Source organism: Moorena sp., assembly GCF_982860115.1.
In genome coordinates this window covers 1-17,736 of the sequence record NZ_CEYLVT010000107.1, presented here as the reverse complement: position 1 = coordinate 17,736, position 17,736 = coordinate 1, and the positions used below count along the sequence as shown (strand labels likewise).

The window sequence follows — 17,736 nt, the reverse complement described above, 5'->3', positions numbered from 1 at the left end:
AGTAAGGGATCCCCCCTAACCCCCCTTAATAAGGGGGGGACTAGAGCTTCCCTTAATCAGGGGGGAAAAGAACAGGGAATAGGGACAAAATCTAACATAGAAGTAAGTAAGGGATCCCCCCTAACCCCCCTTAATAAGGGGGGGACTAGAGCTTCCCTTATTAAGGGGAGAAAAGAGCAGGGAGCAGGGACAAAATCTAACATAGAACCAAGTCAAGGACTTTTAGTAGACTTACGAAAAGAGCTAACCTCTAGCTTTACCCTAGATGCTAAATTTACTGCTAATGGTAAGCCCTTAGGAATCTTAGGGGCTTCTGGTTCTGGTAAAAGTATGACCCTACGGTGTATTGCTGGTTTGGCTACACCCACTCAAGGCCGCATTGTCTTGAACGGAAGAGTTTTGTTTGATTCCAAACAGGGTATTAATCTTCCTCCTCACCAACGTCGCATTGGTTTTGTGTTTCAAAACTATGCCCTGTTTCCCCACATGAATGTAGTTCAAAACATCGGCTTTGGCTTGCAGGAATTGCCGAAAGCCCAAAGGAATGAACAGGTATGGAAATATATTGAACTGATGCATTTACAAGGACTGGAAAAGCGCTATCCTCACGAACTTTCTGGGGGACAGCAGCAGCGGGTAGCCTTGGCAAGAGCAATAGCGATCGCACCAGAAGCGTTACTTTTAGATGAGCCCCTTTCAGCCCTTCATACCTATCTCCGGAATCAAATAGAAATGCTACTAACTGAAATTTTCTCTACCTATCAAGGAGCGACTCTTTTCGTTACCCATAAATTAGAGGAAGCTTACCGGGTTTGTGGTAATCTGTTAGTTCTTTCTGAAGGAAAGGTTATTGCTTCTGGCTCTAAAGAAGCTATTTTTGAGCATCCTCCTAGCTTTAGGGTAGCACAATTAACGGAGTGTAAAAACTTTTCTCGGGTTGAAATTATTGACGACAAAAAAATTCAAGCCCTGGACTGGAACTGTAGTCTCTCAGTTGTGGAACCGATTAGGAAATCTTTAGCCTATGTTGGCATCCGTGCCCATCATTTGATATTTCTAAATGAGCCAAATCACAACAATACCTTTCCCTGTTGGCTGGTGACGATGAGTGAAACCCAGCACCGAGTTACACTTTATCTGAGTTTATATACTCCTTCTAGGAATCCTCAGCAATACCATCTCCAAGCTGAAGTTTTCAAGGAAAAATGGCATCAGATTAAAGCTTGGCCTGAGCCATGGTATGTGCAGTTAGATGCTTTGAGGTTGATTTTGATGGAGAGTTGAACAAAATCGTTTTTCAGACTACGGGTTAGTAATGAAATTTGCTATAATAGAGGCATGGTGCCTGGTGCCTAACTTTAATAAAAATTCCCTTACCTGTAGTCTTGAATAAATAGAGATTTATGCCTTTACCTGGTGGAGCAGCTGATAAACTTGGTAATATCTATGAAGGTCATTGGACTGTGTTTTGCATGGTGGATGTCATGGACGAAAAGGCTGATTCTATTCGTCTCGAACCGCCAGGTATAGATGGTATTGAATTTTGGCTACGCCGCAAGGAAAGATTTGAGTATCACCAGGTTAAACGACAAACAAGTGGAGGTGGACGTTGGACAATAAGTGCTTTAGAAGGCAAGAAAATTCATGTTTTGTCACACTTTTGGAAGCATCTTAAGAATCCAGATATATTTTGTGTTTTTGTTTCTACCCAAGATGCCGATGAGTTACGGGAACTTGCTGATAGGTCAAGAAGCGCTACTTCATTTGTAGAGTTTGAGAATAATTTTCTTAGCAAGAAATTATCTAAAAATTTAGATAACCTAAGTCAGAAATGGGAAAATTGTTCTAAGGAAGAAGCTTACCAAGCTCTTAAAAGCATTGAGATTGAAACAGTTGGTGAAAATTTTATTGTCAAGGCTATTGAAAGCCGACTAGCTGCACTAGTTGAAGGTGATACCAACAAGATCAGACTCCAACTAACTGAATTAGCAGACAATAACATTCATCACGAGTTAACAGCGCAAGATATTTGGCATGATCTAGAGAAAGAAGGTTATCGCCGTCGTGACTGGGCAAAAGATAATCATGTTTTAGCTGCTGTTGAAAAAGCCAATCATCTTTACTTATCTCCACTTCAGGATATAGCGATCCCTGGTCAAGTTATTCCACGCACTGAAGCACAACTTGCTCTAAACAAACTTACTGCTACGGATGGCAAGGGCGGAGTTTTGCTAGTAGGTGAAGCAGGAATGGGTAAGAGTGGTGTAATTTACCAAATACTGCAAGAACTGAAAAGTAACGGTAAGCTATTCTTAGCTTTTCGTGTAGATAACCTCAATCCTGTAGTTCATCCTGACCATATTGGTAAGCAATTAGAGCTACCAGCTTCTCCAGCAATTGTCCTAGCTAATATTGCACAAAAACGAAATTGTATCTTGGTAATCGACCAACTTGATGCAGTTAGTTTGGCTTCTGGTCGTAATTCTCAGTTCTTTGATTGTGTTAATCAAATCATCGAGCAGACTAAAGCTCATCCTAACATACGCCTATTAATCGCTTGCCGCAAATTTGATTTAGACAATGACAACAGAATTCAGCGTTTGACTGGTGAACATGGCCTGGTTGAAACTGTAGAAATTAAGTGTCTCCCTGATTCAGAGGTCAAAGACGTTGTTACTAAGTTAGATTTGAAGGCAGCAACGCTAAGTCAAAACCAGCTAAAGCTATTGTCTGTTCCCTTACATCTAAGTTTACTAGCAGCAGTAGCAAAGGATTCAAGCAAAGATATTTTAAAATTTACAACGAGTAAGGAACTATACGACCAGTTTTGGAAATATAAGCGACAACAGGTCAAGGAACGTCTTCTTGGTGTTAGCAGTGTTCAATGGACAGAAGTGATAGATACTCTTTGCGATTACATGAGCAATAAGCAACAGCAAAGTTTATCAGCGCCCGAAACCATTGTTGACGATTATCGTGATGATGCTAATGCCATGGTATCTGAACATGTCTTAATTAGCGACGGTAAACGTTTAAGATTTTTTCATGAAGGTTTTTTTGACTATGCTTTTGCTCGACGTTTTTCAGGGCGTGGTCAAGATTTGTTGGAATTTTTACTAGCCAGTGAACAACATTTATTTCGACGCGCCCAGGTTCGGCAAATTTTGCTCCATCAACGTGATTATGATTTTGACCAATACCTAGATTCTCTTAGGCAATTAATAACAAGATCTGATATCCGTTTTCATATTAAGCAAGTAGTGTTAGCTTGGCTAGCTACACTGTCTAATCCTCAAGAAGAAGAATGGCGAGTTATTGAGCCTTTAATCAGTGAATCAACTACTGCATCAAACACCTCTATTTCACAACATCTATGGTACACTCTGAATAGATCTCTTCCTTGGTTTCAACTCTTGGATGAACTCGGAATAATAGAACAGTGGTTGAAGGATGATAGTGATGAACGTATTGATCACGCGATCGCACTACTGTCGATTAGGCAGAGGGAAATACCAGATAGGGTAGCTGAATTACTAGAGCCTTATGTCAGTGTATCACAAGCATGGGATAATCGATTTTACCGTCTGGTGCAAAGATCTAAACTGGGTATTGGAGAGCGTTTCTTTAAGCTATTTTTGCGACTAATTAATCAAGGTATTTTTGACCAACCAGAGGTACGTGATAATTATACTCGTGAGTTCTGGAGTATAATATATTCTTTACCTGAAAACCGTCCTGATTGGGCTTGCCAAGCAATCAGTTGCTATCTTAATCACTATCTAGATTTGAGGATAGCAGCTGGAAAACCTAATCTATCTAAGGATAATGATTGTCTTATTCCAGAAAGTGGCTATTATGACGAGATTTTAGTTAAGAGCTCCCAAAAAGCTCCAAAAGCATATATTAAACATATACTTCCCTGGATGTTTCGCGTGATGGAGTTAACTGCTAAACCAGAAAATAATCCACCTTGTGCTATAACTCCGGTTTGGTATTACCGGAGTTATAGCACAAGCTACAAGCCGATTAATATTCAGGGGACTTTGTTAAAGCAGATGGAGGTAGCACTGTCTGATTTAGCTACTAAGGATCCTGAAGATTTCGCTAGGTTGGTAAAACAACAACTTGGTACATCTAAGTTTGAAACAATCCAGTTCCTATTGATTCGCGCTTACACGTCTAACGGAGAGAGATTTGCTGATAAAGCTATTGATTTAATCTGTGAACAACCAGGAATACTCACAACAGGATATTCACTTGATAATGATCGTTTATCGGTGATTTGTGAACTACTAAAGGAAACTACTCAATATTGCTCTGAAGAAAAGCTCAGAAAACTAGAATATCTGATTATTAATTACTATTCCGACGGGGAAAAAAGTGCTATCGGTCGTAGGGATCGAGGCTATTCACAGTTATTTTTGTTAGATGCTATTGCTTCCTCTCGACTCACGAAAGAAAGCAATCTTCGTTTGGAGGAGTGGAGAAGGAAGTTTGGTGAGATTGAACCCCTTAAACCAAGTGTATTTGGATCTGGATTTATCGGCTCTCCCATACCTCAAAATGCCATTGAAAAAATGACAGATGAACAATTGCTAAGTGCTATTGCTAAATATAATACTAGTGAGAGGTTCTCTTGGTTTGAGCGTGATGGAAAATTTGTAGGTTCAGCAAGGGAATTCTCAAGACTATTGGAAAACCAAGTTAAAAAGGAACCATTACGCTTTGTTAAACTGATAGAGAGATTTCCAGATAATACAAATTTAGAATACTTTAATGGGGTGTTGCGAGGAATTGCTGAAGTAGGTTTAGATGTTGACAGTGCGCTTCGTGTTTGCCAGCGTTGTCACCGATTACCTAATCGCCCTTGTGGTCGTTGGATATCTGACTTAATTGGAAAATTAGCTGATATACCTTGGCCTCAAGAAGCCTTAGAGATTTTAACTTGGTATGCCTTAGAAGATCCTGAGCCAGAGCAAGAGTTGTGGCGTACTAACACTCAGAGTGGAGATGTTGAGTACGATGGTGATGTTCTCAATGCTGGTATGAACTCTACAAGAGGTAGTGCTGTTGTAGCGATCGCCAAGCTTATTTCTACTGACAAAAATCGAGCCTATTCTTTTCAAGAACCATTAGATAAGATAGTAGAAGATTCTTCTATTGCGGTTAGAGCATGTGCTGCTGAAGCTCTAATGTTAATGCTAAATTATGACCGTGACTTAGCTGTTCAATTATTTCAGCGACTCTGTAATACTGAAGATGCTCTATTAGGAACAGTTACCGTTGATAATTTTCTGTACTACGCTCTACAAAATTATTTTGAAGAGTTGGCATCAATTCTGGAAAGAATGATTATGTCAGAATTACCGAAAGTAGCAGAAATTGGTGCTAAACGAGCTTGTGTGGAATCTCTTCGTACAGAAGAAGCGGGCTGGCTAGCTGAACTTTGCTTATCTGGTACGAAAGTACATAAAAAAGCGGCTGCTCAGGTATTTGCTTCCAACCTTAGTCAAGCACACTTGAGGAAATTTTGTGAGGATGCGCTAGTCCAACTTTTCCATGATTCTGATCAAGAGGTTCACTCTCAAGCCGCCATGTGGTTTTATCACTTTCAAGGAGAAGAACTAGGTGAATATCAGGATTTGATTAAGAAATTTGTTGATAGTCCTGCTTTTGCCAATGGCTTCGATAATTTACTTGGGGCATTAGAAAAGACCACAGCAAAGCTTCCCGAAGTTACTTATACTATCTGCAATCGCTTCATTCAAGACCTTGCTGCCGAGAATGCTAGTAGTGGTAGACTCTTTAGGGGACACACCGACTCAGTTAGCAAATTACTGGTGAAACTTTACAGTCAAAGTAAGGATGAGTTACAGTCAAAATGCCTTGATTTAATTGATCAGATGGCTCAATTAGAAGTCTATTTCTTGGATAAAGCACTAGAGGATTTTGAAGGTAGTAGAATTCTCTAGTTACTTAGTGCGATGCTCCTTGGCCTTTGGGCCACGCTACGCGAATGGAGCCGCTACGCGATCGCAAATTTTGTAGCTTGGTCTACAGGAAGATGAGATTTAACCATGCCATTACTATGAGTCGATTTTCATTCCCGGCTACATTTACCCCTGACGAGTCGGATGGCCGGTTTGTGGTAACTTTCAAGGATCTGCCAGAAGCCATTACTCAGGGAGATTCCATGGAACAAGCCTTGGCTGAAGCAGCGGACTGTTTGGAAGAAGCGATGCTCGGTAGGAGCCGCTACGCGATGAAGCGAAGCTTCCGCGCTTATGCGATCGCAATCGGCTCGATATCTTTGCTAATCCCTAGAAAACATTTCCACTAAAGTATCAAGTACCTGATTACCAATCTCTTCAGGAAGCTTTCCTAGCTTATTAATTAAGCGACTCTTATCAATCGTCCGAATTTGATCTAAAACGACTTGTGCTTCTTTTCCTTTAAAAGTTAAATTAACTCGTGTGGGATAATTTCGCTTCGCTGTTGTCATTGGTGCAATAATCACTGTCTTGATATACTGATTCATCTCATTAGGAGATATAATCACGCAAGGGCGAGTCTTCTGAATTTCAGAACCAATGGTGGGATCAAGACAAACCAAATACACCTCAAATTGCTTGGGAATCGCTACCATTTCCAATCCTCTTCATCCCAAGAATTTTTAATCCGATCATCAATTAATAATTCATCATCACCATTTTCTGCCATTTCTTTAAACGCTTCTTCCCATCCTTGACGAGAGTGGGATACTGGCGAAATGATTACCTTCCCATCTTCTACTGTTATTTCAACTACATTGGCTAAACCACATTCTTCAATAATTGCTTGAGGAATTCTAATTCCTTGGGAATCTCCAATACGTACAATTGCCGCTTTCATCAGCTTAATTACTTTTGATGGATAATTCCTATTTTATAGCAATCCTAAATCAATTGTGATAATTTTTGTCCCCTGTCCCCTGTCCCCTGTTTCCTACTCCCTACTCCCTGTTCCCTGTTCCCTGTTCCCTGTTCCCTGTTCCCTGTTCCCTTTGCTCTACGAGTATCCCGATCAGATAGATTACCCACCGATAGCAAATGTTTAGGCATTCCTCCCATTCGTTCTAAAACCGATTTTTGGGATTGAAAATTTTGGCGATAATCCCGCAGCAATTTTTTGATCAACTCACTGCTAGTTGTTTTTTCCTGACTTAAAATTTCAACTAAATACTGTTCTGCCTCTTGATCCAGACTGACATTCAACATCACGTTTTACTCCATGGTACTGTTGCCTTATTTCAATCTTACAATTTTCTAGACCTCATGGGTTTTCTTCAAGAACCTTTTGCAATTGAGAAATTACAGTCTCTGCTGACTGAGGTCGTAACTTGCCCTGTTGAAATATAGTAATCGATTCTTTGGCATCCTCAGCAATTTCTTGACGACGGGATTCGATCAGACGGTTTTGGATAATTTTAACCAGCATAGCCTGCTGTTCAGGAGGCAGTTGACTGACGGTATTGAGGGCTTCTTCAAGGGAAGTTGTCATTGGCTTAACACAGAGCTTTGGTCAGTAGATTCAATTCTATCGGGTTGAATACTTACACGCTTGGGCCGAATCGAAGATCGAAGTTGGAGTCGCTACGCGAACGCATTCTCTTCTCGGTTGGGTTGAAGCAAGGAAACCCAACACTATCTTTTGGCTTGGGAATCGCTACCATTTCCAATCCTCTTCATCCCAATAATTTTTAATTCGATCATCAATTAATAATTCATCATCACCATTTTCTGCCATTTCTTTAAACGCTTCTTCCCATCCTTGACGAGAGTGGGATACTGGCGAAATGATTACCTTCCCATCTTCTACTGTTATTTCAACTACATTGGCTAAACCACATTCTTCAATAATTGCTTGAGGAATTCTAATTCCTTGGGAATCTCCAATACGTACAATTGCCGCTTTCATCAGCTTAATTAATAGATAAACTTATTGGTAATTAATATCTTAGCACTAATAATTAATAATCTCTTTATAGTGTACCTAAATGAATTGTGAGTGATAATTTTTGTCCCCTGTTTCCTACTCCCTACTCCCTACTCCCTACTCCCTACTCCCTATTCCCTATTCCCTTTACTATTTTAATGAAGATCCAATATCCCACTTAAACATGCTCCTCAACCCAACTGCGGTCAAAGATCGATTCATAAATCCGGTTATTGACTCTCAGACATCCCTGTTGCTTCACCACTAACCCAGACAACAGCAATTCCTTTTCCTCTGGACTGTCAACAGCCACCACTTCTCCCTGCTCCACAATTTGTCGATATATCTCCAGTAGCCCTACAGATTGTTTACTCTCCAGGATGCGATCGCGTATAGTTCTCAAATGCTCCGGTTCATCCTGGGATTCCCAATTTTCTATCACCTTGGTTCGCACCAAATTTTCAATCCATTCAGCTTCGTCGTTGGTAGGGATAGCAGATGAAGTACTGCGGATGAATTGACAGATCTTTTGGGTCAAAAAAGGCTGACCACTCGTCCATGCTAACAGTTCTTTGAGCAGTGTTTGAGGATTGCTCACTTTCTCTGCTAATCCTTGAAGCAAAGGTTGGGCTTCATGCTCTTTAAAGCCCTCCAGTTGAATCGCCTGACCAATATTAAAGGGGGTTCTTTGGTGGTCTGTAATTAAGCCAGAGGGAGTAGCAACCCCAAAGAGAGCAAAGGTTAAATTGCCATAGTCTCGATTGATAGTACGCTGATTATAGCAGGAGCGAATCAGAGCAAAAAAGTCATTAACTGGAAAATTCAAGCCCAAGACGCTATCAACTTCATCGATAAAAACTACCCGTTTATTCGGTAAACTGTTATCTGGTTGCTCAAGTTCATCTAGCAAGACTTCTTCTATAAATTGACTCAACCGCTGAACCGTAGAAATATCTGCTCGTTCATTCCACCACTTTTTTAAATTCACCTTTCTTAGTAAACCAAAACTTCGCCATAGCTCTACTGCCAATCCCTTATACCATTGGTCAGGGGTAACATTTTCGCTGCCAATCCGAGTCAGGTCGATCGCTGCGCAGCTAATCCCCTCATTGTTCAGGTGGTTAATCATACGTACCATCAGGCTTGACTTGCCCATCTGGCGGGGATTGAGAATATAACAAAACTCCCCTTGCTTTAAAGCTTTGTAGAGAGTTCTGTCAGCAGAACGCACCACATAAGTGGGAGCATCCATCGGTAAACTTCCCCCCACTTGATAATCAAAATTCGACGCTTGTTCGTCACTCTTCAGTAACTCGTTTTCAAATATTAGTTCCGCTTGAGTAGCTTTGAGAACGTCCAAAGTTTGAGATAGTTCTTGAGTGCGCTCTTCTACTTTAAGCTCTAGATTGCGGTTATAGTCTTCTAACTGTCCATACAGACGAGCATTTTCAATAGAGATAGCAGCTTGAGCAGAAAGCATTCTTAAAACTTCAATGCGATCGCTGGTAAATGCGTCTGTGGTTAAATTATTTTCTAAATATAAAATACCGCTTAGTTTTGCTTGATTTAATAAAGGACTACAGATAATCGATTTGGGTTGAGTGGCAACAATGTAGGGGTCACGAGTAAATTGTCCTTGATTAGCAGCATCACTTAAGACTAAATTTTCCTGGGTGCGAGCCACATAATTGATGATAGAGACTGACAACATCGCGGTTTGACTAGCAGCATCCACAGAGTCTACTGGCAGGGATTGCAGTGTAGTCACCTGATCAGAATCCACTGTTCCTTCAGCTTCAATTACCCAATCACCGTCTTTATCCAGTATCAGAAAACCTTTTTGAGCCCCAGCATTCTCAATCAGGATTTTCATTAACTTTTCCAGCAACTTGTCTGGGATAATTTCCCCAGAAATAGTTTGCGATGCTTTGAGAATGCTATTGATATCCAAAACACCGGATGTAGTTTTACCTGAGTCGGTAATTGACGGATTTAAGCTAGTTTTAATACTATTTGTTGAAACTGTAGCCAAAAATTGTGGGTATCGAGCTTCCAAATCCTTTACCTTAGCCACAGCTCCCCAGCCTTGATAAGTATAGTGGGCATCTTGTAGGTAGTAGCGAGCAACATGGTTTTGGTTTCTAGCTAAATAGAATTTTCCTGCGAGTTCATAAGCTAGGGCTTCGTCGTTGAGATAGTCGTTTTTATGGGCTAAGGTAATAGCGCGGTCGTAATAGTCTCTAGCTTCGCTATCTTTGCCTAAAACTCGGGATCGTTCAGCTTCGACTAAATAAAATTTGTGCAGAAAATTCATCGGAGCTTGCTTTGCCCAGAGTTCCATTTTTTCTTGTTTAGCAGCAACCTTGGTCAAAATTTCTGCTCTTTCAGTCTCTGAAGCATCAGGATAAAATGCTAGCCGAGCCAAGGCATCATAGAAGTAGACAGTGGTAAGGATGAATGATGAGCCAGCATTAGCAGCATAGTCTTCAAACTGGTCGGCATATTCAACCGCTTGCTGAAATTCCTGGAAAAGATAACACAGAGTGAGTTTATGTAAATACACATGCATCATCCCAGTTCTATCTCCACTGGCAAGATGGACTGCTATCATCTTTTCTTCATCATATGCTTCACCAATCAAACGGCAGGGATTTTCTGCTTCTCCCATCAAGTTAAGGATAGCCTGCATACAGATTTGAGTCCAATTAAGGTAAGCTTCCTGCTGAGTTTGAATAGTAGTTGCAATTGCTTTAGCCGTCTCTTTCTTCGCATATATTAGTTCCACACCACTTAGGTACAAAGCACCGGCATAGCTACCCGTAGCACTAGCAGCATATTCAAGATCTCCAGTTTCTATAGCACTTTGATAAGCTTCCATGGCAACAGATGATGTGTCCCTGAGCGGTTCCTTCCAATGCTTGAGATATAGCTTATATATTGCATAAATTCTTGCTTTGAATATGTTATCTTTGAATCGTTCTAGTAACTTCAAAGCAAGTTGACCAAACTGATAGCCAGCCTCAAGCTCCCCTAATAAGCAGAGGATATGCCCGTAACCGGCATAGGGAAAAGCAGAATCAGGAGAATTACCAAACTGAATCGATAAATTCACCTGTCGGCACCAAATTACCAAGCTGAGTTGATTCATTGCTACGTATGCAGAGCTCAACAAGTAGCTCATAATCCGCATAGCTGCTAGTTTATACGGATCGGTCATTTGGGGTAAGTCGATTAGCTGCTGGGCTTGCCTGCCCCCTAAGGCAGACTTGATCTGCTCTATCTCTGCCGTCAGATCAGATTGGCTGGATTGTTCGGGTAATTCGATCCCAAGTAATTTCAGAACGTCTAGCCCAGTTTTGACTGCTTCTATAAATTTTCTTTGAGCAGAATAAGCTTGCATTTTGACTTCATAGACTTTGACTTTGTCTAGCAGTGTTTGGGCGTTTTGCAAGACTATCTCAGTCAAGGGCTCCATTTGGTCGTAGTTGGCAATTGTATAAGCTGCTTCTGCTGCTTCCACATATAAATCTAAGCTGAGGTTATACTGGTGCGACCAACTTTCTTTACTTAACAAACTTAAGCCGGTCTGGAGATAATTCAAAGCAGGTTGACGAGCAGCTGAAGATTTGGCTTTTTTCCCTGCCCGCAGATTTAATCGAGCTAACTCATCTTGCTCTGTTTGTCCCTCAATTAGCTCCCGACCTTTGTTCAAATGGTTAACAATTTTAAACAGCTTCTGTTCAGATTCTTCAGAGGATGTATTTTGCAGTAACAACTTGCCAATACCCAGATGTACTGCTTGGGTATCTACTTTGGGAATGAGGGAGTAAACTGCTTGTTGGATGCGGTCGTGGGCAAATTTGTATTCTACAACTAACTGATTTGACAACCCTTCGATATCAAGTTCCACCAACTGGTAGGCATAGCTAAGGGGTACAATTAGACCAGATTGGAGTGCTGACCGTAAATCCGTTGCAGTTTCCTGTATAGATTTTTCAGATATCACTGCCAGTGTTTTCAGATCAAACTGGTTCCCTATGCAAGCTGCTAATTTTAATAAGGCTTGAGTTTTTGTGGGTAAGTATTTAACTTTTTTAGTCATCAACTCTACCACATTATATGTAAGGGGTTGCGCTTTTATTTGCTCTATATCCCACTGCCATTTTTCAAAGCTGTAGTTAAAATACAACCAGCCTTCAGAATACATAGATTTTAGAAACTCATTGATGAAGAACGGATTTCCACCAGTTTTTTCATGTATTAATTGGGCAAGGGGTTTAGCAGTTATTGAATCTCCGAAAAAGCTATCAACGATAAGTTGGGTAACATCAGTTAAGGCTAAGGGGAGAAGTAGTATTCTCTTAATTGTTACTCTTGCTTTTTCAAGCTGTTCCAAGCTTTGAGTCAACGGATGTGCCTCATTGACTTCATTATCCCGATATGCCCCAATGAGGAACAGATATTTATTATCTGCTGCTGTCATCAGCAGTTGAATTAATTCCAGGGAAGCTCTATCTGCCCACTGTAAGTCGTCTAAGAAAATGACTAACGGATGTTCGGGTTGAGAGAATATCTTAATAAATTTTTGAAAAACAAAATTAAAGCGATTCTGGAGTTCTGTTGGCGGAAGCTCTGGGACAGGTGGTTGTGGACCAATAATCAGTTCTACTTCAGGAATGACTTCAATGATGACCTGTGCATTTTCCCCTAATTCCCCTTGCAGCTTCTCTCGCCAATTTTGAATCTCTTGCTCACTTTCGGTGAGTAACTGTTGTACTAATGACCGAAATGCCTGAATTAAGGAAGCGTAAGGAATATTTCGTTGAAACTGGTCAAACTTACCAGAAATAAAATAGCCATGTTGGCGAGTCAGTGGCTTATATACTTCCTGTATTAATACGGACTTGCCAATACCAGAATACCCCGAAACCAGCATCATTTCACTAGCTCCTTGGCTGACTCGTTCAAAGGCAGCTAATAGGGTAGAAATCTCCTGTTCTCGCCCATACAGTTTTTGTGGTATTTGAAATTGATCGGAAACATTGTGCTGATCGATCACGAAAGCATCAATTTGCCCTTTGGTTTGCCACTGTCTGAGACAGTCTTCTAAATCTGCCTTGATCCTATAGGCTGATAGATAGCGTTCTTCAGCATTTTTCGCCATCAATTTCAACAGGAGCGCCGAAATAATTGCTGGAATCTCTGGTTTCAGTTCCTGTGGTGGTGTCGGTTGTTTAGCAATATGACAATGGACTAATTCCAAAACATCATTGCTGGGGAAGGGTAACTGTCCCGTCAGCAATTCATAAAAGGTCACCCCCAGGGAGTAAAAATCAGTGCGGTAATCGATTGCTCGATTCATGCGACCCGTTTGTTCTGGGGAAATATAAGCTAGAGTTCCTTCTAATACATTCGGGTTGCGAAAGGTTGAGATTTCTCGGGACAGTGTGGTTGAAATACCAAAATCAATGAGCTTAAGCTTACCAGTATTCTGATTTAAGATAATATTTGATGGGTTAATATCTTTGTGAATAATATGCTGCTGGTGAACCTGACCGAGAATGTCAACAATCTCAATGGCCAGGTGGAGAAACTCAGCAATGGTGAATTCCTGCTTCGGAATGATCCGATTGAGAGATTCGCCGCCAAAATCTTCTAACACCATGACCCAGTTAGTTTCTAGGTTTTCCCAGCTGTAAACATCGATTACACCGGGTAGGTTAATAGTTTGGGTTGTTTCATACTCTCGCTTGAACCAAGCAATGCTTTCAGGGGAAGGATAAGCCTGTTTGAGCATTTTAAGGATAACAGGTTGGTGATCTGCTCGCCGATGTCCGCGATAGACTAATGAGTTGGTGCTCTCATGGAGTTTTTCCGTAACTTGGTAACCTGATAAATCGCGCATACTTACCTGCTTTCAAGGAGTTTTTATGATAAAAAACCGCAACCAGTTCGGTTTGAGCTGATAAAATAATAATCCATTTTCCCAAGTGTACAAAGTTATGAGTGATTTAAAGTCAAACACCCCACCTAACCGTTAGGTTAGGTGGGGTGCATCTCCTAAAAGCTGTTTGACCCGGTGGGTGGAATGGGCACCTTTACAAAAGCGATGCAGCTTCTTCTTCTTCTTCTGATGGATCAGGCTCTGGATCTGGCATAGGAAAAGGGTCTGGATCTGGCAAGGGATCTGGACCGGGATCCCAAAAAGTTAAGGCAAGGGGAACTTGTTCGTCTGCAAATAGTACTGCAATTTTAGTAGATTCTTTGCTGATGATTGCAGTCTGCTCTGCTTCAGATAAACCCACTTCGTCCATTACGGAACTGGGGTTATTGATGAAAACACTTTGTTTCTTGGGGTCAAGGGCCAAATCGGTTAATAAATCAAATAGTTTACTCATCAGATATCCTCCTAATTTTTATAGTCACGAATCAAGAATCTAAGCTAATGGTCGTGATTTTCTCCACGGCAACAATTTCTTCAATGTTTTTACCCGTTCTGCTTCTGACAATGCTGGAGTTTGATAAAGTCTTTCTAGTGCGTATTGATCATAGATTATCAAGGAAAGCTCTAGATAAGGCAATGGTTCACCAGTTATATCATCATAGTGTTGATCATAATATCGCAGAATTTGACTTAAATCAGCAAGGAAGGAAAGAGTACTGGCAGATCCTTCGACCCATGCAAAGTTTTGCCACAGCCATAATTGTGCCTCTGCTTTAATCTTAGGATTGTTGAGCTTAGGATTGTTGATATCAGGATTGTTGGGTTCAATATTGTTGGGTTCAATATTTTTGGGTTCAATATTGTTGGGAAAATTGTTGAGGACATCATCAACAAGCTTCTTTAATTTATGTCCTGACATACATTCTTCCTTCGCCAGCATCTCCAACTTCTTCTTGGTTTTAGGCTCAGCCTTTATCATGTATATCAATACTGCTTTACATATCTCAGCAAGCTTGGCATCTATTTTTTGAATAAGTATTTTGCATTCTTTTCTAAATTTCTGATTAAGTTTATCTTCTTCCTTCTTTTGTGTACCTTCAATTACCTTGAGAATGAGTTGACCTATCAAATCCCCTGGCTTCAGGATCAAGACTTGTTGCGTACAAGCGGTCGCTCCACTATAGTATCTCTCTTTCTTTTCTGAGTTATCTTCTCTCTTCGTCATATAAAAAAACAGAAATGCATGTTCATAAAGACTTACCCTCCTGCTTACTAAGCTTGAAACAGGATAATAAGAGTTTTGTAAAGTCTCCATGTCTGGAGATATTTGTGTTTCTACTCCCAAATCCCACAATGACTCCTCGTATTCTTTAGCTAATCTGTAAACTGTCGATCGCATACCCCAAGCCCAGGCATATGTGGGGATAAGTTCAATCGCTCTGTTAAGATAATTCAAAGCTTGTTGTTTACTTTGTTCATCTATCTCATTCTTGGCTAATTTCTTCTTATCCAGAGTTATTTTAAGGCGGTAGGTTGCTCCCAAGTGAGCTAATGCCCACCCATAGTTGCTGTTTTCTGGTGCTTTATGAGCAAGCGCTGTTTTGAAATGTCTTATAGCTGATTTAATAGATTCCTTTTTCTGCTCTTTATCATTTTCTGTAATTGATCGTAGACGGTAGGTTTCACCTAGATGTGCATGAGCCCAGAGATACTTATGATTCTTTTTGACGGCTTTTTTCAAGTACTTTTCGGCCTTACCATAATCCATCAACTGGTAGTAAGTTGTTCCTAGGTGGGCATTGATCCAAGCATTGTATTTATACTTACTTTGGAGCTCTTTAAAAATCTCAATCGCCTGTTCATAGGCCCCTGACAAGCGAAGAGTTTCTGCTTTTTGAGCAAGAGCCCAAGTGTTATTATCCATCTGTATCAAATTCCTCCTTGACTGTTATTTGAAACTTAATTTATTGAGCTTTGTTGTTTCAAACCCTTAACTAGCGAGTAATGTTTTAGTTCTCGGGTCATCTCGCCACTCCATCCAAGCTGGGTCGTGACCGACTAACTCAATGGCTTCATCATTAATAGGAATAGCGTCTTGTAGATATTCCCATGCTTGTTCGCGGCTACCTACCAAGATGGCTAAGCCACTCAGTCGGTACAGAATATCTCCTCGATCCCCTGTGTCCCATTGAGACAGCAATACTGTCCGCGTACGCTCAATCTCGCTTTTGGCCTGGGTCAATCCCTGCCAGCGAGCCTTTGCTACTGCAATACAGTACAAAGCTGTAGTGTCATCTGGAACTTCATCTAACCTCTGCTGGCAACAAGCGATCGCCTCAGCATATTGGCCGTCGTAGCAAAGGATTAACCCTCTCTCAATCCGCCAATTTTTCACAAATATGGTTTTGTCAAAGGCGATAGCACGGTCAAAATCAATCAGGGCTTTTTTGTAGCACTTCATCAGCTCATAAACTCGGGCACGATAGGCAATTGCCCAAAGGTAATCCGGCTTCAGCTCAATGGCTCGATCCAAGTCAGCCACTGCCATTGTGTAATATGCTTCCCCCATAAAGCGGTAGGTTACGCCCCGGTGAGCGAGGGCCCAAAGGTAGTTAGGGTTGAGATCAATAGCGCGGCTAAAATCTGTTCGGGCTTCCTGATAACGTTTGATCTCAAAGTAGGTTTCCCCACGGTGAGCGATAGCCCAAGGGTAGTTAGAATTTAGCTCAAGGGCATCGGTGAACTTAGCGAGGGCAGCTTCAAAATCTCCCATCAGCCGATCAGCCTCACCTTGCTGAGCTAGAGCCTTAGCTTTCTCAGGATTCTGTGGGGACGCTAACTTGAGGTTGGACACAGTTTGTTGATAAGCTGTCATCAGATCTGTTTCTCCCCTGTAGCTTCTTTAACAAAAGACATACCTAAGCGCGCCATCATGTCTTTGTCCACAGGTGCTAGAGCGTGAGGCGGAATATAAAGGGTTGAAACCTCAGTAACACTGCTCTGTGGTAGCTTGGACAGAGGAATACGCTGGATAACTGGTTTGCAAACTGGATAATAAACAGCTGCTTCGTAAACAATCACTTCATGGTCACCTCCATAATGTGTTTTTAAGACCTCGGTCAATATAGTTAGAGGACGAAACTGTTCCTCCGGTTTGTAAAAACCGAGATTGCCAACCATGGCAATCTGCCACAAAATCAAGGGGCTAGTGGGGTCAAATTTACGCCGTCGAATCAAAAAGTCCGTTGCTTCAAAACTTTGACACCCGTTTCGACCAGGATCGAGACCAAGGTCAGCAAATAAGCAATCTTCCGCAGAAATCCCAGGTAGCATCTGTGCTCTAAAGCCTTCACGATGTGCCTGTTTAATAGCTGCCTGGGCTGGATTGGCAAAAACCCCAGGATGACCGTAAAAAACAGCACAGACATTCAGCCCCTTACGAACTTCTGTCAATATCCTTTCGGTCATTTCTTGATAAGTGTCTCTGCGCCATTGATTCTTCCGGTTATATGGCAAAGCTTCTGCTGTGGCATTCAATTCTTTGAGCCATTTAGCGGTTACTGGGTCAGCCAACGCATATAAAACCTTGTCCGCTTGTTCTATCCAGGCTTTCGCCCCCAAGGTCAGATGACTTACCAATTGAATCCCCGTACCGACAATTGTTAAAGAGCCAGTTTCCAAATTCAATTTACTCTTCAGCTTAGAATCGGAGTTTTTCATCATCAGAGTAACAGATACAAGACACAGACATTGAAGGTAAGCATTAAGCTATCAGCTATCAGCTATCAGCTATCAGCTATCAGCTATCAGCTATCAGC

General features: G+C 41.3%; 13 protein-coding genes. 3 read left to right on the top strand and 10 right to left on the bottom strand.

Annotated features, from left to right (window positions below; translation table 11 throughout):
- From AC4II3_RS18530 to AC4II3_RS18520, 3 genes are all read left to right on the top strand, one after another.
- Window positions 1–1,284 (top strand): sulfate/molybdate ABC transporter ATP-binding protein (locus AC4II3_RS18530; protein WP_488015827.1); only part of this gene is annotated, 1,284 nt, incomplete at its 5' end.
- Between the two features lie 119 nt (window positions 1,285–1,403).
- Complete coding sequence (locus AC4II3_RS18525; RefSeq protein ID WP_488029404.1) at window positions 1,404–5,972, top strand: NACHT domain-containing protein; 4,569 nt, start codon at window positions 1,404–1,406, stop codon at window positions 5,970–5,972.
- 116 nt (window positions 5,973–6,088) lie between these two features.
- Window positions 6,089–6,340: a type II toxin-antitoxin system HicB family antitoxin gene (locus AC4II3_RS18520; protein WP_488016738.1), complete on the top strand. Its 252-nt coding sequence runs from the start codon at window positions 6,089–6,091 to the stop codon at window positions 6,338–6,340.
- Here AC4II3_RS18520 and AC4II3_RS18515 read toward each other — a convergent pair.
- The 10 genes from AC4II3_RS18515 to AC4II3_RS18470 all read right to left on the bottom strand — a co-directional run bounded on the left by AC4II3_RS18515 (window position 6,314) and on the right by AC4II3_RS18470 (window position 17,641).
- Window positions 6,314–6,646: a type II toxin-antitoxin system PemK/MazF family toxin gene (locus AC4II3_RS18515; RefSeq protein ID WP_488016740.1), complete on the bottom strand. Its 333-nt coding sequence runs from the start codon at window positions 6,644–6,646 to the stop codon at window positions 6,314–6,316. The genes AC4II3_RS18520 and AC4II3_RS18515 overlap by 27 nt on opposite strands.
- Window positions 6,640–6,891, bottom strand: a complete 252-nt coding sequence (locus AC4II3_RS18510) for an AbrB/MazE/SpoVT family DNA-binding domain-containing protein (protein WP_488029405.1) — start codon at window positions 6,889–6,891, stop codon at window positions 6,640–6,642. Before AC4II3_RS18510 ends, AC4II3_RS18515 begins: the two co-directional genes overlap by 7 nt.
- Before the next feature lie 44 nt (window positions 6,892–6,935).
- On the bottom strand, window positions 6,936–7,256 hold the full coding sequence (locus tag AC4II3_RS18505) for a hypothetical protein (protein ID WP_488016744.1): 321 nt from the start codon (window positions 7,254–7,256) through the stop codon (window positions 6,936–6,938).
- A 55-nt stretch (window positions 7,257–7,311) separates the two neighbouring features.
- The gene (locus tag AC4II3_RS18500; protein ID WP_488016746.1) at window positions 7,312–7,539 is read right to left on the bottom strand and encodes a hypothetical protein; all 228 of its coding nucleotides are present in this window, start codon (window positions 7,537–7,539) and stop codon (window positions 7,312–7,314) included.
- A gap of 165 nt (window positions 7,540–7,704) precedes the next feature.
- Entirely contained in the window at window positions 7,705–7,956 is a 252-nt protein-coding gene (locus AC4II3_RS18495) for an AbrB/MazE/SpoVT family DNA-binding domain-containing protein (protein ID WP_488029406.1), read from the bottom strand.
- 196 nt (window positions 7,957–8,152) lie between these two features.
- Window positions 8,153–13,879, bottom strand: a complete 5,727-nt coding sequence (locus AC4II3_RS18490; RefSeq protein WP_488014582.1) for an AAA family ATPase — start codon at window positions 13,877–13,879, stop codon at window positions 8,153–8,155.
- Window positions 13,880–14,072: 193 nt separating this feature from the next.
- Window positions 14,073–14,372 (bottom strand): hypothetical protein, encoded by a 300-nt coding sequence (locus AC4II3_RS18485; protein ID WP_488014580.1) that lies wholly within the window; start codon window positions 14,370–14,372, stop codon window positions 14,073–14,075.
- A 39-nt stretch (window positions 14,373–14,411) separates the two neighbouring features.
- Window positions 14,412–15,842, bottom strand: a complete 1,431-nt coding sequence (locus tag AC4II3_RS18480) for a tetratricopeptide repeat protein (protein WP_488014578.1) — start codon at window positions 15,840–15,842, stop codon at window positions 14,412–14,414.
- Window positions 15,843–15,908: 66 nt separating this feature from the next.
- Window positions 15,909–16,793 (bottom strand): tetratricopeptide repeat protein, encoded by an 885-nt coding sequence (locus AC4II3_RS18475; protein WP_488014576.1) that lies wholly within the window; start codon window positions 16,791–16,793, stop codon window positions 15,909–15,911.
- Window positions 16,793–17,641: an SAM-dependent methyltransferase gene (locus AC4II3_RS18470; protein ID WP_488014574.1), complete on the bottom strand. Its 849-nt coding sequence runs from the start codon at window positions 17,639–17,641 to the stop codon at window positions 16,793–16,795. The genes AC4II3_RS18475 and AC4II3_RS18470 overlap by 1 nt, the downstream gene beginning before the upstream one ends.
- Window positions 17,642–17,736: the final 95 nt, after the last annotated feature.